The organism is Agromyces mangrovi (assembly GCF_030296695.1).
GTDB lineage: Bacteria > Actinomycetota > Actinomycetes > Actinomycetales > Microbacteriaceae > Agromyces > Agromyces mangrovi.
The window spans coordinates 1,705,940-1,727,182 of the sequence record NZ_AP027737.1 but is presented as its reverse complement, the minus strand read 5'-3'; the positions used below and the strand labels follow the sequence as shown (position 1 = coordinate 1,727,182).

Genomic DNA, 21,243 nt, shown 5'->3' with positions numbered 1-21,243 from the left:
TCAACGCCCTCCGGTGATGGCGCCGTCAGCCGGCGCGGGAACGGTGTCGATGGTAGGCACGGCGGATGCCTCGGGCCCATCCGCGTCCGTCACATGAGGACGCACGGGGATCGACGCCCCCGCGATCAGCGTGCGGCGCTCCTCTGGAGTGGCGGGCCGCGACTGGCCGCGCTCGGGCACCCGCAGCACCGACGGGTCGCCGGTCTCGGGGGCGTTCACGAACGGGCGGAAGCGCCTGAGCTTCTCGGGGTCGGCGAGAGTCGCGGCCCACTCGTCGCGGTAGGTGCCGACGTGCGTGGCCATGGCCGCTTCGAGCTCGGCGGCGATGCCCAGCGAGTCGTCGCAGACGACCTCGCGCACGTGGTCGAGCCCGCCCGGCAGGTCCTCCTGCCAGCGGGCGGTGCGCTGCAGGCGGTCGGCCGTGCGGACGTAGTACATGACGTAGCGGTCGATGTAGCGCACGAGGGTCTCGTCGTCGAGGTCGCCGGCGAGCAGCTGCGCGTGCGCGGGCTGGTAGCCGCCGTTGCCGCCGACGTAGAGGTTCCAGCCGAGCTCGGTGGCGATCACGCCGATGTCCTTCGAGCGGGCCTCGGCGCACTCGCGCGCGCAGCCCGAGACGCCGAGCTTGAACTTGTGCGGCGAGCGGAGGCCCCGGTAGCGCTCCTCGAGGAACACGGCCATGCCGACCGAGTCCTGCACGCCGTAGCGGCACCAGGTCGACCCGACGCAGCTCTTCACGGTGCGGAGGCTCTTCCCGTACGCCTGGCCCGACTCCATGCCCGCGTCGACGAGCCGGCGCCAGATGTCGGGCAGCTGGTCGAGGCGCGCGCCGAACAGGTCGATGCGCTGGCCGCCGGTGATCTTCGTGTAGAGCCCGAAGTCCTCGGCGACCTCGGCGATGACCTTGAGCTTCGCCGGGGTGATCTCGCCGCCGGGGATGCGCGGGACGACCGAGTACGTGCCGTCCTTCTGCATGTTCGCCAGGGCCCGGTCGTTGGTGTCCTGCATGGGCCCGGTGTCGTCGTCGAGGATGTACCGGTTCGTCTGCGACGCGAGCACCGACGCGATGACGGGCTTGCAGATGTCGCAGCCGAGGCCGGTGCCGAAGCGCTCCATGACCTGGTCGGCGGTGCGCAGGCCGAGGATGCGCACCGACTCGAACAGCTCGGCGCGGCTCAGCTCGATGTGCTCGCAGAGCGCCTTCGAGACCTCGATGCCCGACTTCTCGAGCTCGGTCTCGAGGATCTTCTTGACCAGCGGCACGCATGACCCGCACTGGGTGCCGGCGCGCGAGCAGGCCTTGAGCGAGCCGAGGTCGGTGCAGGCCTCGCCCTCGTCGCCCGCGATGACGCCGCGGATGTGCCCGGCGCTGACGTTGTTGCACGAGCAGACCTGTGCGTCGTCGGGCAGTTCGGCGGATGCCGGTGCCTCGGCGCCCGCCGCAGAGAGGTAGGCGCCCGGCTCGGCGCCCAGTTCGCGCCCGAGCATGGGGCGGAGCGCGGTGTACGGCTCGGCGTCGCCGACGAACATGCCGCCGAGCAGGGTCTTGGCGTCCTCGCTCACGACGAGCTTCTGGTAGAGGCCGCGCGCCGGGTCGGCGTAGACGACCTCGAGCGCCCCCTCGGTGCGGGCGAGGGCGTCGCCGAAGCTGGCGACGTCGACGCCGGCGAGCTTGAGCTTGGTCGCGTCGTCGACGCCGGGGAAGACGGCCTCGCCGCCCCAGATGCGGTCGGCGACGACCTCGGCCATGGTGTTCGCGGGGGCGACGAGGCCCACGCAGCGGCCGTCGATCGCGGCGACCTCGCCGATCGCCCAGACGTTCGGGGCGCTCGTCGCGCAGTGGTCGTCGACGACGATGCCGCCGCGCGGGGCGATGTCGAGGCCGGCCGCGCGGGCGAGCTCGTCGCGCGCGGTGATGCCGATCGAGAAGACGACGATGTCGGCGTTCACGGCGCTGCCGTCGGGCAGGGCGAGGCCGAGCACGGTGCCGGTCGGCGAGGTGAGCACGGACGACGGACGCTGGCCGAGGTGCAGCTCGATACCGGAGCCGTGGATGATGCGACCGAGCGCCTGCCCGGCGCCCTCGTCGAGCTGCGCCGACATGAGCCACCTGCCCGAGTGCACGACCGAGGCGCGCGCCCCGAGCCGCGCGGCGCCGCCTGCGGCCTCGAGGCCGAGCAGCCCGCCGCCGACGACGGCGACGTTGGCGGGGCGCCCGCGGCGCTCGGCGAACTCGCCGATCTCGGCGACGAGCTCGGCGACGTCCTCGAGGGTGCGGTACACGCGACCCGCGTGCGCGTTCTCGATCGGCGGCACGGTCGCGCTCGACCCCGTCGCGAGCACGAGCTCGTCGTAGGCGATGCGCGCGCCGTCGGCGAGCGCCACCTCACGGGCATCCGTGTCGATCTCGGTCACCGGCGACCCGGTGCGCAGCGTCACGCCGGGGCGGTCCCAGAAGTCGGCCTCGCCGAGGGTCAGGTCGACCTCCCCGTCGTCGAGGCGCTTCGACAGCGCGACGCGGTCGTACGGGCGGTGCACCTCCTCGGCAAGCACGGTGATGCGCAGCTCGGGGGCAGCGGCGTCGAGCCGGGAGCCGAGCGCCTCTGTGAAGCGGTGGGCGGCCGGTCCGCCGCCCACGACGACGACGTGACGGGGTGCGTCGCCGGCGGAATCTGCCTGGGCCATGGTGGCTCCTCACGTGCGTCGGAACGGAATCGGTACCGGTCGGAACTGCGGTCGAGACGGCGCCGAGGTGGCGCGTCGTGTCAGCGACGCTACGTTTCGCGCGTTCCACCGGGATTGCCCTCGCGTAACGACTCGTGACGCTTTCCTCACGCGGCACGAGGCCCGCTGTGAGCCCCGCGACACACGGTGACGGCGACCTCACACGGCCCTCCGCGCCCGGTGAGCACTTCGTCACAGGCGTTCACGTCGGTGCGCGAACGCCCGAAACATGAGGTTCTTACGGTTGACGCCATCGCACCGAACGATCCGGCGCCCGCCGGACGGCGATCACCAGGAGGGAGACGACCGTGACCATCACCGACCTGCACACCGCGGCCGCACCGTCGCGCCCTGCCACTCCGACCCTGTGGACCCCGGTCTGCCGCCGCGTCGACCTGACCCCGCTCTGGGGCGAGGCCGCCCTCGTGCAGGGCCGTCAGGTCGCACTCTTCCTGCTGCCCGACGGCCGGCTCTTCGCCGTCTCGAACCAGGACCCGGCGACCGGCTCGCACGTCATCTCGCGCGGCATCGTCGGTTCGCGCGGCGGCCGCCCGACCATCGCGTCGCCGCTGCACAAGGACGTCTTCGACCTCGCCACGGGCGAGTGCCTCACCAACCCCGACCTGCGCCTGCCGACCTGGCGGGTGCAGGAGGACGCCGACCACGTCATCGCCGTCGCCCCGACCCGTGCACTCGTCGCCGCGTCGCACGGCACCTCGGATGCCGCGGGCCAGCGCGCGGTCGCCGCCCTCGTCGAGTCGGTGCGCGCCGCCCGCCCCGAGCTCGTCGTGGCCGACGCGTTCGTCGACGTGCAGGAGCCCGACGTGCCGGCCGTGATCGAGGGCGTGCACGGCGACCAGGACGTGACGATCGTGCCGCTGCTGCTCTCGGCCGGCTACCACGTGTTCCACGACCTGGCCGAGACGGCGGACGCCGCGGTCGGCGCACCCGCCGCCGGCACCGGCCCGCGCGATGTCGCCGTCTCCGCCGCCCTCGGCCCCGACCCGCGGCTGGCCGACGTGCTCGCCCGCCGCCTCGACGAGATCGGCCTCGCCGAGGACGACACGGTCGTGCTCGCCGCCGCCGGCTCGAGCGACGCCCGCGCGGTCGACGACTGCCACGCCACCGGCGCGCTGCTCGCCGAGCGCATCGGCCGCGACGTCACCGTCTCGTTCATCTCGGCCGCCGAGCCCCGCGTGCCCGACGCCGTCGCCGCCGCACGCGCCACGGCCTCCGGCCGCGTCGTCGTCGCGAGCTACCTGCTCGCGCCCGGCACCTTCGCCACCCTCGCCGCCGAGGCGGGGGCGGATGCCACGAGCTCGCCGCTCCTCACCGACGGCGACGCCCCACCCGCCGAGCTGGTCGCGATCGTCGCCGAACGCTTCGACGCCGCGAGCCCGGCCTGACCGGGCGACGGGCCCCTACCCCCGTCACCCCGCACCACGCGCACCACCGTCACCACACCACCACCACGCATCCGGCACCACCAGATTCGCTCAGGAGACCCATCATGAACGCACCCGCCCAGGGCACGCTCTCCCCCGAGAGCGCAGCGCCCGCCGTCGAGACGCCCACCGCGGGCGCCGAACTCACCCACCGCCCCGGCCGTTGGATCGACGGCTGGAACCCGGAGGACACCGACCAGTGGAACAACGGGGGCAAGGCGATCGCGTCGCGCAACCTGCGCTGGTCGATCTTCGCCGAGTTCCTCGGGTTCTGCGTCTGGCAGCTCTGGTCGATCGTCGTCGTGTCGCTGCCCGCGGCCGGCTTCTCGTTCGAGACGGGCCAGATCTTCTGGCTCATCTCGATGCCGGCACTGGTCGGCGCGACCCTGCGCATCCCGTACACGTTCATGGTGCCGAAGATCGGCGGCCGCAATTGGACGATCATCTCGGCCGCGCTGCTGCTCATCCCGGCCATCGGCCTCGCCCTGGCGGTCGGCAACCCCGAGACGCCCTTCGGCGTGATGCTGTTCATCGCGGCACTCGCCGGCTTCGGCGGCGGCAACTTCGCCAGCTCCATGTCGAACATCACCTACTTCTACCCGCAGCGGGAGAAGGGGTACGCGCTCGGCCTGAACGCGGCCGGCGGCAACCTCGGCGCCGCAGTCGCCCAGCTGGTCGTGCCGATCGTCATCACCATCGGCGCGGGCGTCACGCTCAACCTTCCGCTCGCGGGCTGGATCTGGGTGCCGCTCATCCTCGTGGCGATCGCCGGTGCGTACTACCGCATGGACAACATCTCGAGCGCCAAGGCCGACCTCAAGGCGACCCTGGCGGTGCTGCGCGAGCCGCACCTGTGGATCCTCTCGGTGCTCTACATCGGCACCTTCGGCTCGTTCATCGGCTTCGCCGGCGTCTTCCCGAAGCTCATCGCCGACCAGTTCCCCGACTACTCGACCTTCGCGGTCGGGTCGGCCACGCTGTCGCTGGCGTTCATGGGCGCCCTCGTCGGCTCGCTCGCCCGCCCCTACGGCGGCAAGCTCGCCGACCGGTTCGGCGGCGCGTCGATCACGATCGTGTCGTTCGCGGTGATGGCCCTCGGCGCCCTCGCGGTCATCTGGACCCTGCCGCTGAACAACTTCTGGCTGTTCCTCGGCCTGTTCCTGGTGCTGTTCACCGCCTCGGGCGTGGGCAACGGCTCGACGTACCGCATGATCCCGACCGTGTTCGCCCTCCGGGCGGGCTCGACCGACGCGCACAACTCCGCCGGCGACATCAGCTCGCAGCGGAAGGCCGCGGCCGCGCTCGGCATCATCTCGTCGGTCGGCGCGTACGGCGGCTTCGCCATCCCGCAGCTGCTCGGCGCGTCGAAGACCAACTTCGGCGAGTACACCACCGGCCTCAGCTGGTTCGTGTGGTTCTACGCCGCGATGCTCGTGCTCACCGCCGTCGTGTACGTCTACGGCGCACGCAAGCAGGGCACCCGCATCTGAGACCCGGCGGGTCGGGCGGTCCGCCCCCGCCCGACCCGCCGAAACCCCGACGAAACCATCGCCACGTAGCATCCGCAGCACTCGACGGAAGGGGAGGTCGTGACCGATTCGCGCGACAGCCACTGCCCCTACTGCGCGTTGCAGTGCGCGATGACCCTGACGCCGACGGATGCCTCGAGCGGCACCGCGCCCATCGACATCGCCGCACCGGCCGGCGCCCGTCGCCTGCCGCTCACCGTCGCCGGTCGCGACTTCCCGACCAACCGCGGCGGCCTCTGCAAGAAGGGCTGGACGTCTGCGGAGCTCCTCGACGTGGACGATCGCGTCACCCGCCCGCTCGTCCGGCAGGCCGACGGCTCGTTCGCCCCCGCCGCCTGGGAGACGGTGCTCGACCGCATCGCCGACACCGTGCGCGACAGCCGGACCCGCTTCGGCGCCGACTCGGTCGGCGTGTTCGGCGGCGGCGGCCTCACCAACGAGAAGGCCTACCAGCTCGGCAAGTTCGCGCGCATCGCGCTCGGCACGAGCCGCATCGACTACAACGGCCGCTTCTGCATGTCGTCGGCCGCCGCTGCGGGCAACCGGGCGTTCGGCCTCGACCGCGGCCTGCCGTTCCCGGTCGAGGACCTCGACGGCGCCGCGACCATCCTCATGCTCGGCTCGAACGTCGCGGCGACCATGCCGCCGTTCATCGGCCACCTGCAGGGCGCCCGCGGCGACGGCGGGCTCATCGTCGTCGACCCCCGGCGCTCGGAGACCGCGCGCCTCACCGACGAGGGCCAGGGCATCCACCTCGCGCCCGCGCCCGGCACCGACCTGATCGTGCTGCTCGGGCTCACCCACATCGTCATCACCGAGGGGCTCGCCGATCTCGACTACCTCGAAGCCCGCACGACCGGGTTCGACGCGGTGCGCCGCAGCGCAAACGCGTGGTGGCCCGAGCGTGTGCAGCAGGTCACCGGGGTGCCGATCGCGCAGCTCCGCGAGGTGGCGCGCCGCCTCGCCGACGGCCGGGGAACCTACATCCTCACCGGCCGCGGCGTCGAGCAGCACGTCGACGGCACCGACACCGCCACCGCGGCCATCAACCTCGCGCTCGTGCTCGGGCTCGTCGGCAAGCCGGGCTCGGGCTACGGCACGCTCACCGGCCAGGGCAACGGCCAGGGCGGCCGCGAGCACGGGCAGAAGTCCGACCAGCTCCCCGGTTACCGCATGATCACCGACCCCGCCGCCCGCGCGCACGTCGCCGGCGTGTGGGGCGTCGACCCGTCGATCATCCCCGGCCCGGGCGTGCCCGCGGTCGCGCTGCTCGACGAGCTCGGTCGACCCGGGGGCATCCGCTGCCTGTTCGTGCACGGGTCGAACGTCGTGGTCTCGGCGCCCGACGTCGACGCCGTGCGGGCCGGACTGCGCTCGCTCGACCTGCTCGTCGTGAGCGACTTCGTGCTGTCGGAGACCGCGCGGCTCGCCGACATCGTGCTGCCGGTCACGCAGTGGGCCGAGGAGGAGGGCACGATGACCTCGCTCGAGGGGCGCGTCATCCGGCGGCGGCGGGCGATCGACCCGCCGGGCGAGGCGCGCAGCGAGCTCTGGATCATGCGCGAGCTGGCCGAGCGCCTCGGCGCGCCCGGCACCTGGTCGACCGAGCCCGCGGAGGTCTTCGACGAGCTCGCACGCGCGTCGGCCGGCGGCAAGGCCGACTACTCGGGCCTCTCGCACGCGCTGCTCGACACGGGCATCGCCGCGCACTGGCCGTTCCCGGCCGGCTCCGAGGGCACGCCGCGCATGTTCGGCGAGCGCTTCGCCCACCCCGACGGCCTCGCCCGCATGGTCGCCGTGTCGCCGCGCGTGCGCGAGCCGCTCGGCCAGCACGGCGGCGAGTTGACACTCGTGACCGGCCGCCTGCTGGAGCACTACCAGTCGGGTGCGCAGACCCGCCGCGTGCCCGAGCTGCTCGGCGCCCGCCCGCACGTGACCGCGCAGCTGCACCCCGCCACCGCGTCGCGGCTCGGCATCGCCGAGGGCGACCCGATCGAGGTCGCGAACACCCGCGGCCTCGTGCGCGCGCGGGCGGAGGTCACCACCGGCATCCGCCTCGACACCGTCTTCCTCCCCTTCCACTTCGCCGGCGAGCAGTGCGCCAACCTGCTCACCGAGCGCGCGGTGGATCCCGTCTCGTCCATGCCCGAGTTCAAGCGCACGCTCGTCACCGTGACACGAGCGGATGCCACGCAGGAGGTCGTCCCCGCATGAACGCCCACGTCTCGCCCGCCGGCGCCGCTCCGGCCCACGCCGGGCCCGCCCGTATCGTGCTGATCGGCTACGGCCCGGTCGGCGCCCGCTTCGTCGAGGAGCTGCTGCCCGCCGTGGCATCCGGCGCCGTGGCCCTCACCGTGCTCGGCGCCGAGACGCACGACGCGTACAACCGCGTGCTGGTCGGCGAGTACGCCGTCGGCCGCGCCTCGCGCGAGCGGCTCGACGTGATCGACACGGGCGCCGCGCGGGCCGCCGGCGTCGACGTGCGCCTCGGCGAGGCCGTGGTCGGCATCGACCGGTCGCGCCAGGTCGTGCGCACCGACGCCGACACCCGAGTGCCGTACGACCGGCTCGTCTTCGCGACCGGCGCCCGGGCCAACGTGCCCACGCTCGTCGGGCTCGAACGCACCACCCGCCATCGCCTCGCGCGCGCCACGACCGCAGGCGCCCTCGACCGCGGCGAGCGCGCGCTGCCCGAGGGCGTCGTCGCCCTGCGCGACCTCGACGACGCCGAGACCGTACGCGCGGCCGTCGCCGGCCGCAAGCGCATCGTCGTGCTCGGCGCGGGCGTGCTCGGCATGGAGGCCGCGCTGGCCGCGAGCGAGCAGGGTGCGGAGGTCGTGGTCGTGCACCACGGCGACGTGCCCATGGAACGCAACCTCGACCACGGCGCCGGGCGCCTGCTCGCGCGCGCGGCGCGCGCCGGCGGCACCGAGACGCTGCCGCACTCGCGCGCGGAGGAGGTGCTGTTCCGCCACGGCGAGCGCGGCGAGCGCATCTTCGAGGCGCTGCAGTGCGCCGACGGCAAGCAGGTCGCGGGCGACCTGCTCGTGCTCTCGTGCGGCGTCGCGCCCCGCGTCGAGCTCGCGGCGTCGTGCGACCTCGCGATCGAGCGCGGCGTGCTCGTCGACGAGGAGCTGCGCAGCTGGACCGACCCCGCCGTCTTCGCGATCGGCGACTGCGCCCACGTCGCGGCGCGCGGCTCGGCCGGGCCCGACGGCCGCGTCGGCGGCGGCCCCGCGGGCCTCATCGGCCCGGGCTGGCGGCAGGCCGACGCGCTGGCCGCGCGGCTCGCGGCGGAGGCCTCCGGCGCAGACACGTCGGTCGCGCCGCTCGCCGAGGAGCGTCCCGCCGTCGTGATGCTCAAGGCGGAGGGCGTCGACGTGGTCTCCGGCGGCGACGTGTCGGCCGACCCGTTCGACGAGCCCGAGGCATCCGGTGCCGAACCCGAGCACGCCGCCGGCTGCGCGGTGCACGGCGCACCCGCCCGCGAGGTCACCGTCTGGGCCGACCCCGCGCACGGCGCCTACGCGAAGATGGTCACCCGCGGCGGGGTGCTCGAGGGCTTCGTCGCCGTCGGAATGCCCCGCACCGGCGCCGAGCTCACCCTGCTGTTCGAGCGCGGCAACGAGCTGCCCGCCGACCGCAGCGTGCTGCTCCGCCTCGACTCCGACGACGCCGGCGTGGTGTCGACGGCCGACCCGTTCGCCCCGGACGCGACCGTCTGCTGGTGCAACGGCGTCTCGGTCGAGCGCATCACCGAGGCCGCCGCCGCGGGCGACCGCACGGTCGAGTGCGTCGGCCGCTCCACCCGCGCCGGCACCGGCTGCGGCAGCTGCAAGGGCCGCATCACCGAGCTGATCGCCCGCACCCCCGAGGCGTCGCCGCCCGTCCCCGTCCCCTGAGGGAGGCGTCACTTTTCAGGAGCGGCCCAGCACGGCCTCGCAGCAGCTGCACCCGAACCGTCTCCCCTCATCGATGCTGCACCCGACCGCCGATCTGCCGCAGCATCTGCGTGCACCGGCGCCGTCGAGCCGGAGCACTCCTGAAAGGTGCCCGCTCCAGCGCGAATATGGTGGCGGCATGAGCGAGGTGGGGACGTACGACGCGATCGTGCTCGCGGGCGGTCGCGGCTCGCGGCTCGGCGGGGTCGACAAGCCCCTGCTCGTTCGCGGCGGTCGCACCCTGCTCGACGGCGTCCTCGACGCGGTGACGGATGCCTCGCACATCGTCGTCGTCGGCCCGCCGACGCTCGCTGCGCACACGCGCGGCCACCCGCTCGTGCGCGAGGACCCGCCCCTCGGCGGCCCCGTCCCCGCCATCGCCGCCGGTCTCGCCGCGCTGCCGCCGAGCGACACGCCGATCCTCCTGCTCGCCGCCGACCTGGTCGACCCGGCGGCGGCGATCGTCGCGCTCCTGGCCGAGCACCGCACGACGGGCGCCGCGCCCCGCGCGGACGGTGTGATCGCCGTCGACCCCGACGGCCGCCGCCAGCCCCTCCTCGCGATCTACGACAGGCCTACCCTCCGCCACGCTGTCACCGACCTCGCCACGAGCAGTCCCCTCGACGGCCTCCCCTCCGCCGCCTCATCGCCCCCTCGACCTGCGCGAGCTGCCGCTGCCCGCCGACCGGGTGCGCGACCTCGACACCGCCGCGGATGCGGCCGAGCTCGGCGTGGACCTCCCTCCGGGGCATCCGTCGCCCTGACCCGGCCCGATCACGCGCGCCGTGGACGCGCGCCGCCCACCGGAGGACAATGGCGCACATGGCTGACGACGCTCCCGAGATCCTCGACCAGTGGTGGACCGAGCTCGCCGCGGCGCTCGGCGTGGAGGACGCGCCGGGCGACATCGCCGAGCTCCTCTCGCTCGCCGGTGACGCCGCGCACCGGGTCGTGCGGCCGGCCGCCCCGCTCACGACGTTCCTCGTGGGCTACGCGGCCGCGCGTGCCGGCGGCGACACCGAGGCGCTCGGGCGCGCCGTCGCGACCGCGCGCGAGCTGGCATCGGCCCGCGATTCCGCCGCCGACTGACCGCCTCCGCGAACCATTGACCCGGGCGTGGCCGCGCGGCAGGATGGCCCCATGGTCGAAACGATCCTCTGGAGTGTCATCGGTCTGATCGCGCTCGTCGGCGGCGCAGGGCTCGTCGCCTCGCTCTGGGCGTTCGTCAAGGCGTAGCCCCCGCGCGCGGGTGCTGCACTCGACGCGAGGGCGTCAGCGCACCATGCGCGCCTCGATGAAGGACTCGACGCGCTCGTCCGGGTGCTCGGCGCCGTCGAACGCGAATCCGTTGCGCGCGTAGAAGGCCTGCGCCCGCGGGTTCTCCTTCGCCACCCAGAGGTACGCGGGCTCGTCGCCCAGCACCGCGTCGAGCAGCGCCTGTCCGGCACCGGTGCCGTGGTGCGTGCGCGAGACGTAGACCATGTAGAGCTGGCGCAGGCGGGGCGGATGCTCCGGGTCCTGCGGCCGCCCACTGCACGCGAAGCCGACCAGGCAGCCGTCGGCCTCGGCGACCGCGAGGCGCAGGTCGTCGCGGCGGTCCGCAACGAGGCGCGTCCACATCGTGCGCCGATGCTCCAGCATCCGCTCGCCGAAGTACTCGTCGGGCAGCTGGCCCGCGTACGTCTCACGCCAGGTCTCGACGTGCAGCCGCGCGAGCACCTCGGCTTCGCGCGGCTCGGGGGCGCGGATCACGGGGGCGTGCGGCATGCGCCGATGCTAGCCGTCCGGCGCGGGCGACCTCGTCGCGCGGTGGAGGGTGTGGGCGCTCAGCCCGAGTGCGCGAGCGCGGCGGCGCGCGTGCCGCCCGCGGCATCCGCCTCGTGCGACCGGATGACGGGCGTCGGCGCGGTGCGCAGCGGGTACCAGGTGGCGGCGACCCGTCGCATCCGCTCGGTGAGCACCGTGTACGGCACCGGCGTGCCGCCGCGTGCCGCGACGAGCTTCTCCAGGTAGTCGCGCACGAGCCAGACGTCGGTGGGGCGCGAGTCGTCCGAGACGGCGAGCGTCTCGGTCAGCTGGTGCGCGCTCATGCCGAGGTCGGCGCGGATCTCGCCGGGGCCGAGCCCGCAGCGGTCGAGGTTGGCGTGCAGTTCGGCGCTCGTGCGGCGCGATTCCTCCGGGCTGAGTGACATCGGAGATGTTCCTTCCCGCCGCAGCTGGTGCGGCGGTGTCCGCGTGCGGACTCCCGGTGGGCCGTCGGGCGCAACCCACCGCTTCCGGCGGCTCGGTGCCACCGGCTCGCGCCCCGGAGACGGCGACGACCCGCGCGGCATCCGCTGCGCCGTCATCACTCGCGACTCACCCGGCATCCCTGCCGGCCCCAGCGCGACGTGCGTCGCGGGGGTGAGCGCGTCAGTGCGGTCGAGGATACGTGAAACCCGTGAAACGTTCGATTTCGGGGGCGCGCACGCAATGGGTCGACGTGCGTCCCGACGGGCCAGGACGAACGATTCGTGCGCGGATGCCCCGGATCCGGCGTGTTCGCGTCGGGCGGCCGCACGACACGCCGCGTTCCGTTCGACTTCCGCGTCAGTCCCGGCGCTCGCGGTTCGAGGCGCGACGCTCCGCGCGCGCCTCGTGGGCGGCGTCGTCCTCCGCCTTCATGATCGACTTCGTCTCGGTGAGCTCGCCCAGTGCGGTACGCCACCAGCGCGTGCCCGGGTCCGAGTCGACGAGCAGCATCCGCACGAGCAGGGTCAGCGGCACCGCGAGGATCGCGCCGATCGGCCCGAGGATGATCGCCCAGAACAGCACCGAGAAGAAGGTGAGGGTCTGGCTGAGGGCGACCGCATTGCCCACGACCTTCGGCTGCACGATCGACTGCACCACCGCGTTCACGAGACCGTAGACGACGATGATCGCGATCACGATCGGCCAGCCGCCCTGGAAGTAGCCGAACACCAGCGGCGGCACGATGGCGATGAAGTAGCCGACGTTCGGGATGAAGCTGCAGAGGAACGACAGCAGCGCCCAGAGGAACGCCGCGGGCACGCCCATGATCACCAGTGCGACGCCGTTGATCGCGCCCTGCACGAGACCGAGCACGGTGGTGACCACCATGTAGCGGCGCACGTCGCGTGCGTAGTCGCGCACGGCCGAGACGAGGTGCGGTCGCCGCGGCTCGAGCTGGCGCAGCACGGTCGGCGCGTATGCGGCGTCGGCGGGCATGAGGATGAGCATGGTGAGCAACACCACGAGCATCCCGATCAGGCCGAAGACGCTGCCGACGAGTCCGCTGAAGAATGCGACGAGGTTGTTCGGGTCGAGCCCCTGCTCGATCGCCGCGACCTGGTCGGGCCCGAACCCGATGCTGCTGAGCCACGAGGAGATGTTCGCGCCGATCGCGGCGATCTGGTCGGCGTAGTCGGGCAGCAGGGCACTGAACTGCGCGACGGCGATGACCAGCGCGTAGACGAACGCCGCGAGCAGGGCGAAGGTCGTGAGCGCCACGGCGAGCGTCGCGACGCCGCGGTTCACGCCGTTGCGCTCGAGCCATGTGCGCACGGGATTCGCGCAGATGGTGAGGATGAGCGCGAGCAGCACCGGCGCGAGGATGCCCGAGATGCCGCTCATGCCGATGGCCGCGACCGTTGCCGCTGCGAGCCCGAGCACGATCGCGAGCGATCGCGGTATGGCGACGGATGCCCCGGGGCGGCCCCCTCCGCCTGGTGGCGCTGCCGCTACCGGTGCCTGCTCCTGTCCGGTTCGACCGGACGACCTTCCCCAGCGCATCACGACCCCTCCCACCGATCGGACCCGTGCGGGCCCCGTGGGGCGGCGTCGTGCGGATGATCCGGACTCGACGTCACCCGTTCGAGATCACCGTAGCGGTTCGGCGCTCGCGAGAAGTGTACGAAGCGAACGCGTCCCGTACGGTGGGGAGAGTGACGACGCGTCCCTTCGCGCCAACCTCGCCGACGCAGCACGCGGCCGCGAGCGCCGGGCGGGTACCCGAACCCGACGAGTTCGCGGACGGATGGTGGTCGATCCCCGTGCCGATGCCTGGCGGGCACATCCCGTACAACCTCTGCTACGCGGTGCGCGACGACGAGGGAGGTGTGCACCTGATCGACCCGGGCTGGCCGACGACCGGGCACCTCGACACCCTCGCCGACGGGCTCGCCCGCATGGGCGCCGACCTCGCCGCGGTCCGCACGATCACGGCGACCCACTTGCACACCGACCACCTCGGCGGCGCGGGCGACCTGCGCGCGGCCTCGGGCGCGCAGGTCCTGCTGCACCGCGAGGAGGATCGCGCGGTGCGCGAGATGGCGGGGCGGCGGCCTGCCCACGCGGCATCCGACGCCATCGACCGCTGGGAGGTGCCCGCCGACCGGCGGCCCGAGCTCGACCTGCACGCCGACGAGCGCGTCGACCGGCCGGAGGCCGACCAGGTGGTCGACGACGGCGACCTGCTGCCGATCCCCGGTCGGCGCATCCGCGTGGTCCACACCCCCGGCCACACCACCGGGCACATCTGCCTGCGCGACGAAGACGCGGGCGTGCTGTTCACGGGCGACCTGCTGCTGCCGACCATCCATCCGGGCGTCGGCCTCGGCGCGCACGGCGATGCGAACCCGCTGGCCGACTACCTCGCCTCGCTCAGGCGCATCTCCCGCTTCGACGACGTGGCCGCGCCGGGCCACGAGTACCGCTTCCACGGCATCGCCGCGCGCTGCGCGAGCACCGCCGAGCACCATCTCCGCCGTTCGCGAGAGGTGCACGCCGTGCTCCAGCGCGACCGCGCGCACAGCGTGTGGGAGGTGGCATCCGAGCTCACCTGGTCGGCCGGCTGGCCGAACCTGCAGGGCTTCTTCCTCATGTCGGCCCTCGCGCAGACGGCCATGCACATCGACTTCGTGCAGACGGCGGCGGATCGTTCGGCCCCCGCGTGACCGATTGAAAGCGAGTGTTGCTCGACTCGGGGAAACGCTCTCATCGGCATCCTTCCGCCGAATTCCGAAGGTCATGAGGTAGTGTGATGGGACCCTCTGCTCACCTACCCCGCGTACGGGGGTGAAAAATGTGGTGACGCCGTGTGCTCGCCTGCGATATGCTCGCCGCACAGCGCAACCCGAGCCGCACCCAGCGCATTCGCAGACCACATTCATCGAGGGGCACATCCACATGACCGAGTTCGACAACTCTGGTGTCGACCAGCCCAAGGGCATCAGTCGCCGCACCGTGACCAAGGCCATGGCCTGGTCGGTTCCCGCCGTTGCCGTCGCGGCATCGGTTCCCGCCTACGCCGCATCGCCCGGCATCATCACGCTCGACGGCCGCGCCTGCAAGCTGCCCGGCAACTCGAACGACACCTACAAGGGCTACGCGTTCGGCATCATCGCCACCAACCCGTTCAACGTGCCGATCACGGTGACGATCAACAGCATCGCGCTGGGCGGTTCGAGCCTCGCGCCGTTCACAATCATCAACCTCGACACCTGCACCGAGATCGGCGTGTCGGGCGTGATCCCGGCGATGACCACGCTCGACAACCTGGTCGTGCTCACCGCCGATGCCCAGAACAGCCAGAACAACACCCTGACGGCGAACTACACCATCACCGGTGGCCCCGGCGGCAACGAGGACATCTCGGCTGCGGTGCCGGTCACCCCGCCGATCAACGGCGCGGTCTGCCGGGCCTTCTCGACCGCGGAGAAGGACTGCCTCGCGCTCTTCGTCCTGTAGGGAACGCATTCACGGAACGCCCACGTCGCACGCTGACGTGGGCGTTCCGCTTGTCCGGGGGCGCAACCCTCCCGCGCGCCAGCCGCTGGCAATACGCTGATCCCGTGGCCTCCCCGGCGAGGAAGCAGGAACTGCTCGAGGTCGCGGGCCATGAGGTGCGCGTCTCGAGTCCCGATCGCGTCGTCTTCCACGACGCCGGGCTGACCAAGCTCGACCTCGTGCGCTACTACGTCGCGGTCGCCGACGGCGCGCTCCGCGGCGTGCGCGACCGCCCGATGGTGCTCAAGCGCTTCGTGAAGGGCATCGACCGCGAGGCGTTCTTCCAGAAGCGCGTGCCCGAGCATCGCCCCGACTTCGTCGGCTCGGCGACGCTGCACTACGCCTCGGGCACGTCGGCCGAGGAAGCCGTGGTGACGGATGCCGCGGGGCTCGCGTGGGTCGTGAACCTGGGGTGCGTCGACCTCAACCCGCATCCGGTGCGTGCGACCGACCTCGACCACCCCGACGAGCTGCGCGTCGACCTCGACCCGATGCCCGGGGTCGACTGGCGGCAGATCGTCGACGTCGCGATGCTCGCCAACGAGGTCCTCGCCGAGCACGGCCTCATCGGGTGGCCGAAGACGTCGGGCTCGCGCGGCATGCACGTCTACGCCCGCATCGGGCCGCGGCACGACTTCCACGAGGTGCGGCTCGCCGCCGAGGCGCTCGCCCGCGAGATCGCCGACCGCGCACCGGGCCTCGCGACCGCCCGCTGGTGGAAGGAGGAGCGCGGCGAGAGCGTGTTCGTCGATTTCAACCAGAACGCGAAGGATCGCACGGTCGCGTCGGCGTACTCAGTGCGGCCGACGGCGGATGCCCGTGTCTCGACGCCGCTCGACTGGAGCGAGGTCCCGGGCTCGCGTCCGGAGGCGTTCACCGTGCCGACCGTGCTCGAGCGGTTCGCCGACCGCGGCGACCCGTGGGCGGGCATCGACGACGCGGCGGGCAGCCTCGGCCCGCTGCTCGAGCTCGCCGAGCGCCTCGGCCCGGCCGAGAAGCCGCCCCGCCGCGGCGACGGTTCGGGTCGGCGCGCCTCAACCATGCCGCTCGTCGAGATCGCCCGGGCGAAGACGAAGGAGGAGGCCCGCGACGGGCTCGAGCGGTGGAAGGCGCGGCACGCGGGCGTGGTCGCCCAGCTGCATCCGGCCGATGTGCTCGTCGACGGCATGCGGGGGTCGAGTTCGCTCTGGTACCGCATCCGCGTCAACCTCCAGCACGTCCCGGAGGCCGAGCGGCCCGAGCAGGAGCCGCTCGAGGTCGACTACGACCCATGGGCCGGGCGCCGCCCCGACGACCCGTGACCGCACGACCCTGCCGATCGTGCAGGCTGACCGTGCACCCGACGATGGCGGGAACCGGCGACGACTGTGGCAGAGTCGGATGCTGGCCGCATCCGCCACCGAAGGAGACCACGTGCCGACTCGCCTGACCGTCACCGGCAGCACCTGGGTGACGCTCGACGTGCGTCGCCTGTACTTCCACAGCGACGACCTGTCGGCCTTCGCCGAGAGCCGCTTCACCGACCGCTACGTGAAGCTCGTCTTCCCGAAGCCGGGCGTGCCGCTGCCCGAACCGCTCCACCTGCGCGCGCTGCGCGGCACCGTGCCGCCCGAGGAACTGCCCGACGTGCGCACGTACACGGCGCTCTTCCCCGACGTGACCGCGGGCACGCTCGCCATCGACTTCGTGATCCACGGCGACGAGGGCGTCGCCGGCCCGTGGGCGGCGGCCGCCGAGCCCGGCGACACGCTGCTCGTGAACGGCCCCGGCGGCGCGTACGCGCCCGACCCCGACGCCGACTGGCACCTGCTCGTCGGCGACGAGTCGGCGATGCCGGCGATCATGGCGGCAATCGACGTGCTGCCCGCAGATGCGGTCGCGCGCATCGTGCTGCTGGTCGATGCGGCCGACGGCGAGCCGGCCCTCGACCTCCCGGCAGGCGCGACGGTCACGTACGTGCACCGCGAGTCGTCGGCGGCCACCCACGACGCCGACGGCGCGAGCGAGCCCGATGCCGACGCGTCCGGCGGCGGCCCGCTCCTCGCGGCCGTGCGCGACCTCGACTGGCCCGACGGTCGCGTCCAGGCGTTCGTGCACGGCGAGGCGGGCGAGACGATGCACAGCCTGCGCCCGTACCTCATGCGCGAGCGCGGCCTCACCCGCGACCAGGTCTCGATCTCGGGGTACTGGCGGCGGGGTCGCACCGAGGACGGGTTCCGGAAGTGGAAGGCCGAGCTCGCGGAAGCCGAGGGCGAGCCGCCGCGCGGCGGTGGTCGACCCGGCGGCGGTCGACCCGGCGGCGGGCGACCCGGCGGCCCGCGCGTGCCGGTCGGCAACTAGCCGACGCGTCAGCCGCGCGGCGCGAAGGCCGCGTGGAACAGGGCCCACGCGCGCGTCGCGATCGCGCGCCGCTCCGCGGCATCCGTGCCCGGCAGCACCTGGGCGAGCATGCTGATCGCGAGCTCGACGTCGTCGACCGTGACATGCGCGCCGATGCGGCCGGCGTCGTGCTCGCGGTCGAGCGCGGTCGCGACGACCGCGTGCAGGCGGTCCCCCAGCTCGGCGACGCGCTCGTCGTGCCGCTGCGACCGGAGCAGCTCGATGATCGCGGTCGACACCATCGCCTGCGCGATGACGAGCTCGATCAGGTCGTCGAGCGTCGAGTCGGGCGGGGCGACGACGGCCTCGAGCGCGTCGAGGTTCTCGTCGAACACGGCGAGCGCGAGCGCCACCCGGTCGGGGAAGTGCCGGTAGAGGCTCCCCTGCCCGACGCCGGCGCGGCGGGCCACGGCCGACAGCGGCGCGGTCAGCCCCTGCTCGGCGAACACCTCGCGCGCGGCGGCGACGAGGGCCCGCCGATTCTCCGGGCCAGCGCTCGGCCCGCGGTTGGCCTTTCGGCCCTGGGCGAACCCTTCCCCGTCGGTCGGCATGCGAGTTAGACTACTACCGGACAAGGATGTCCGGTGGAAGCGCCATCGGATGCCCCCGGATGCCGACTCGTGCGACATCGACGACGCCTCAAGTGAAGGAAACTCCCCCATGAGCACCCCCAAGGAACTCACCGCCAACGACTCCATCAAGACCTGGCTGGCGCACCCAGTCGGCGGGCCGATCATGCGCGACCTGCTCGCGCAGTCCGGCCAGAGCGCCGACGTGCTGAAGCCCGTCAGCCGTCTCGCGCTGAAGCGGCTCGTCAAGCTGAGCAAGGGCCAGTTCAGCGATGAGCTGGTCGCCGAGCTCGTCGCGCGCGCCGCCGCCGGCGACGTGCCCGAGGGCGCCCCCGCGGCACCCGAGGCCACCGAGGAGGACGACGCCGACGAGGCATCCGTGCCCGAGGTCGAGATCCCCGAGTGGGAGGAGCGCATCGACCAGGGCCGCTTCAGCGGCAAGACCATCATCGTCACCGGCGCCGGCTCGGGCATCGGCCGTGCGACCGCGTCGCGCGTCGCGCGCGAGGGCGGCCGCGTGATCGCCGTCGACGTCTCGCAGGAGCGCCTCGACGAGTTCGCCGCCGAGTTCCCCGACGCCGACATCGTCACCCTCGTCGCCGACATCACCGACGACGCGAAGGTCGCCGAGATCGTCGCCGCCGCGGGCGAGCGCATCGACGGCCTCGCCAACATCGCCGGGATCATGGACGACATGACCCCCTCGGCGAGCTCACCGACGCCGTCTGGGAGCGCGTCATGCGCGTGAACGTCGACGGCACCATGAAGCTCTCGCGCGCGGTCATCCCCACGATGCTGTCGCAGGGCAAGGGCTCGATCGTGAACACCGCCTCCGAGGCCGCACTGCGCGGTTCCGCCGCGGGCGTCGCCTACACCGCGTCGAAGCACGCGGTCGTCGGCCTCACCAAGTCGACCGCGTTCATGTACGGCCCGTCCGGCCTGCGCGTGAACGCCGTGGCCCCCGGCCCGACCATCACCAACATCGAGGCCACGTTCGCGTCGCCGCTCGGTGCCCAGCGCGTGCGCCAGGCGATGGCGGTGCTGCCGGATGCCGCCGAGGCCGAGGCTCTCGCCGCCTCGATCACGTTCCTGCTGAGCGACGACGGCGTGAACATCAACGGCGTCGTGCTCGCATCGGACGGCGGCTGGTCGGCGACCTGATCCGCTGCGCCCGCGCACGGGTGCGCCCCTGACGGGCCGGTCGGATGCGTCGGAGCATCCCACCGGCCCGTCGTCGTCCGCCTACGGGCGGGGCGCCATCCCCGCGGCCGCGTGGATCGCGTCGAGCGTGCGCAGGTGGGCGACCGCCGCCGAGGCATCCGTCTCCACCGGTCGCGTGCCGCGCACCGCGTCGCGGAACGCCTCGAGCTGGAACGCGTAGGTCGAGCGCCGGTCGGTGCGTTCGACGCGACGGCCCGACCTGCCGGAGACGCGGATGCGGGTGCCCATCTGCGGGTGGTAGGGGAAGCTCACGCGCATGCGGCCCGCGTCCCCGCGCACCTCGAGCGACATCGCCAGGAGCCGCCGGGACCACATCGACGAGACGACCTCTCCGGTCACGCCGCCGTCGAACGCGAGCGTGGCGTCGAGCCGCCGGTCGACGCCGTCCCTGAGCCAGGCACGGGCATCGCGCACCTCGGGCGACTCCCCGAACAGCTCGGTGAGCACGCGCACTGCGTAGGTGCCCACGTCGAGCAGGCCGCCCCCGCCGAGCGCGAGGTTCCAGCGGATGTCCCGACCGGGCGGGATCGGGACGCAGAACCCCGCCCGCGCCGACTCCACGCGTCCGAGCTCGCCCGATGCGATGATCTCCCGCAATCGCCCGTACAGCGGATGGAAGTGCGAGTGGTACGCCTCCATCACCACGCGACCCGAACCGGCGGTGACGGCGGCGACGTGCTCCGCCGCCGCCGCGTTGCTCGTGAACGGCTTCTCGCAGAGCACGTGCCTGCCGGCGGCGACCGCGGCGAGCGTCCAGTCCGCGTGGAGCGCCGCCGGCAACGGCACGTAGACCGCATCGAGGTCGGGATCGGCGAGCAGCGCCTCGTACGACCCGTGCACGGTCGCGATGCCGCGCTCGGCGGCGTACGCCTCGGCCCGCGAGCGATCACGTGCGGCGACCGCGGCGACCCGCACGCCGTCGACCCCGCGTGCGGGCTCGAGCAGCGCACTCCTCACGATGCGCGCCGCGCCGAGCACGCCGATGCGCACGGGCGCGCCCGGCGCGGCATCCGGATCGGGGTCGGATGGGGCGTTCATGCGCCCATCATGCCGTGGACGCCGCCTCGAGGAGGCCGGCCCCGTGCGACCGCGCCACACCGCCGAGCCAGGCGAGGCTCGGCTTCGGCGTGCGCACGAACGTCTCGCGATCGACCGCGATCAGTCCGAAGGTGGGCGTCCAGTGACCCCACTCGTAGTTGTCGAGCGCCGACCAGTGCAGGTATCCCCGCACGTCGGCGCCGTCCGCCATGGCATCCGCCAAGCCTGCGAGCGCCTCGCGCGTGTAGGCGATGCGCCGCGCGTCGTCGGCGGTGGCGATGCCGTTCTCGGTGACGAGCACCGGAAGGCCGGTGCGCTCCCACGCGTGGCGCACCGCCATGCCGAGGGCGTCCGGCCGGTACGCGGTGCCCACCAGCGTGTTGTCGGGGTGCTCCGGGTGCGGCACGACGCCGTTCTCGTCGACCTGCTGCGTCGAGTACGACTGCACGCCGATGAAGTCGTCGCCCGCCGACGCGTCGAGGTACAGGTCCTCCCAGTCGTGGCGAACCTCGACGAGCTTCCCCTCGTTGCCGGGCGTGGCGGTGAACGCCTGGTTGGCGATCGTCCAGCCCACCCGGGCGCCGGTTCGGGCGCGCACGATGTCGCGTCC

16 protein-coding genes and 2 pseudogenes are annotated in these 21,243 nt (G+C 73.2%); 11 read left to right on the top strand and 7 right to left on the bottom strand.

Annotated elements, in window-relative coordinates; translation table 11 throughout:
- Positions 1-2,685 (bottom strand): nitrite reductase large subunit NirB, encoded by a 2,685-nt coding sequence (gene nirB / locus QUE38_RS08170; RefSeq protein ID WP_286311453.1) that lies wholly within the window; start codon positions 2,683-2,685, stop codon positions 1-3.
- A gap of 347 nt (positions 2,686-3,032) precedes the next feature.
- On the opposite strand from nirB, the gene nirD reads away from it, so the two are divergent.
- From nirD to QUE38_RS08135, 6 genes and pseudogenes are all read left to right on the top strand, one after another.
- On the top strand, positions 3,033-4,130 hold the full coding sequence (nirD, locus tag QUE38_RS08160) for a nitrite reductase small subunit NirD (protein ID WP_433996961.1): 1,098 nt from the start codon (positions 3,033-3,035) through the stop codon (positions 4,128-4,130).
- 104 nt (positions 4,131-4,234) lie between these two features.
- A complete protein-coding gene (locus QUE38_RS08155; RefSeq protein ID WP_286311452.1) occupies positions 4,235-5,659 on the top strand; it encodes an MFS transporter in 1,425 nt (474 codons plus the stop codon).
- Between the two features lie 99 nt (positions 5,660-5,758).
- The gene (locus tag QUE38_RS08150) at positions 5,759-7,912 is read left to right on the top strand and encodes a molybdopterin oxidoreductase family protein (protein WP_286311450.1); all 2,154 of its coding nucleotides are present in this window, start codon (positions 5,759-5,761) and stop codon (positions 7,910-7,912) included.
- Positions 7,909-9,600 (top strand): FAD-dependent oxidoreductase, encoded by a 1,692-nt coding sequence (locus QUE38_RS08145; RefSeq protein ID WP_286311447.1) that lies wholly within the window; start codon positions 7,909-7,911, stop codon positions 9,598-9,600. The genes QUE38_RS08150 and QUE38_RS08145 overlap by 4 nt, the downstream gene beginning before the upstream one ends.
- A gap of 73 nt (positions 9,601-9,673) precedes the next feature.
- A pseudogene (mobA, locus tag QUE38_RS17545) lies at positions 9,674-10,174 on the top strand (molybdenum cofactor guanylyltransferase); the annotation flags it as partial.
- A 287-nt stretch (positions 10,175-10,461) separates the two neighbouring features.
- Positions 10,462-10,728, top strand: a complete 267-nt coding sequence (locus QUE38_RS08135) for a DUF6457 domain-containing protein (RefSeq protein WP_286311445.1) — start codon at positions 10,462-10,464, stop codon at positions 10,726-10,728.
- 183 nt (positions 10,729-10,911) lie between these two features.
- On the opposite strand, the gene QUE38_RS08130 is transcribed toward QUE38_RS08135, so the two are convergent.
- The 3 genes from QUE38_RS08130 to QUE38_RS08120 form a co-directional block, all read right to left on the bottom strand.
- Complete coding sequence (locus tag QUE38_RS08130; protein ID WP_286311443.1) at positions 10,912-11,406, bottom strand: GNAT family N-acetyltransferase; 495 nt, start codon at positions 11,404-11,406, stop codon at positions 10,912-10,914.
- Positions 11,407-11,465: 59 nt separating this feature from the next.
- Positions 11,466-11,831, bottom strand: a complete 366-nt coding sequence (locus tag QUE38_RS08125) for a DUF2316 family protein (RefSeq protein WP_286311441.1) — start codon at positions 11,829-11,831, stop codon at positions 11,466-11,468.
- Between the two features lie 397 nt (positions 11,832-12,228).
- Positions 12,229-13,311 (bottom strand): AI-2E family transporter, encoded by a 1,083-nt coding sequence (locus QUE38_RS08120; RefSeq protein ID WP_286311440.1) that lies wholly within the window; start codon positions 13,309-13,311, stop codon positions 12,229-12,231.
- Positions 13,312-13,583: 272 nt separating this feature from the next.
- Between QUE38_RS08120 and QUE38_RS08115 the strand changes: the two genes are divergently transcribed.
- From QUE38_RS08115 to QUE38_RS08100, 4 genes are all read left to right on the top strand, one after another.
- Entirely contained in the window at positions 13,584-14,594 is a 1,011-nt protein-coding gene (locus QUE38_RS08115) for an MBL fold metallo-hydrolase (RefSeq protein ID WP_286311438.1), read from the top strand.
- 232 nt (positions 14,595-14,826) lie between these two features.
- Positions 14,827-15,387 (top strand): hypothetical protein, encoded by a 561-nt coding sequence (locus tag QUE38_RS08110; RefSeq protein WP_286311436.1) that lies wholly within the window; start codon positions 14,827-14,829, stop codon positions 15,385-15,387.
- A gap of 104 nt (positions 15,388-15,491) precedes the next feature.
- Positions 15,492-16,727, top strand: coding sequence for a non-homologous end-joining DNA ligase (gene ligD / locus QUE38_RS08105; RefSeq protein ID WP_286311434.1), 1,236 nt, complete (start codon positions 15,492-15,494; stop codon positions 16,725-16,727).
- 112 nt (positions 16,728-16,839) lie between these two features.
- Complete coding sequence (locus QUE38_RS08100) at positions 16,840-17,766, top strand: siderophore-interacting protein (RefSeq protein WP_286311432.1); 927 nt, start codon at positions 16,840-16,842, stop codon at positions 17,764-17,766.
- A gap of 8 nt (positions 17,767-17,774) precedes the next feature.
- Here QUE38_RS08100 and QUE38_RS08095 read toward each other — a convergent pair whose 3' ends face one another.
- A complete protein-coding gene (locus QUE38_RS08095; protein ID WP_286311430.1) occupies positions 17,775-18,356 on the bottom strand; it encodes a TetR/AcrR family transcriptional regulator in 582 nt (193 codons plus the stop codon).
- On the opposite strand from QUE38_RS08095, the pseudogene QUE38_RS17540 reads away from it, so the two are divergent.
- Positions 18,355-19,535: pseudogene (locus tag QUE38_RS17540) on the top strand (SDR family NAD(P)-dependent oxidoreductase). The gene QUE38_RS08095 and the pseudogene QUE38_RS17540 overlap by 2 nt on opposite strands.
- An 81-nt stretch (positions 19,536-19,616) precedes the next feature.
- Here the strand turns inward: QUE38_RS17540 and QUE38_RS08085 are convergent.
- The gene (locus QUE38_RS08085) at positions 19,617-20,633 is read right to left on the bottom strand and encodes a Gfo/Idh/MocA family protein (RefSeq protein ID WP_286311429.1); all 1,017 of its coding nucleotides are present in this window, start codon (positions 20,631-20,633) and stop codon (positions 19,617-19,619) included.
- Positions 20,634-20,640: 7 nt separating this feature from the next.
- Positions 20,641-21,231: a family 1 glycosylhydrolase gene (locus tag QUE38_RS17535; RefSeq protein WP_350227611.1), complete on the bottom strand. Its 591-nt coding sequence runs from the start codon at positions 21,229-21,231 to the stop codon at positions 20,641-20,643.
- Positions 21,232-21,243: the final 12 nt, after the last annotated feature.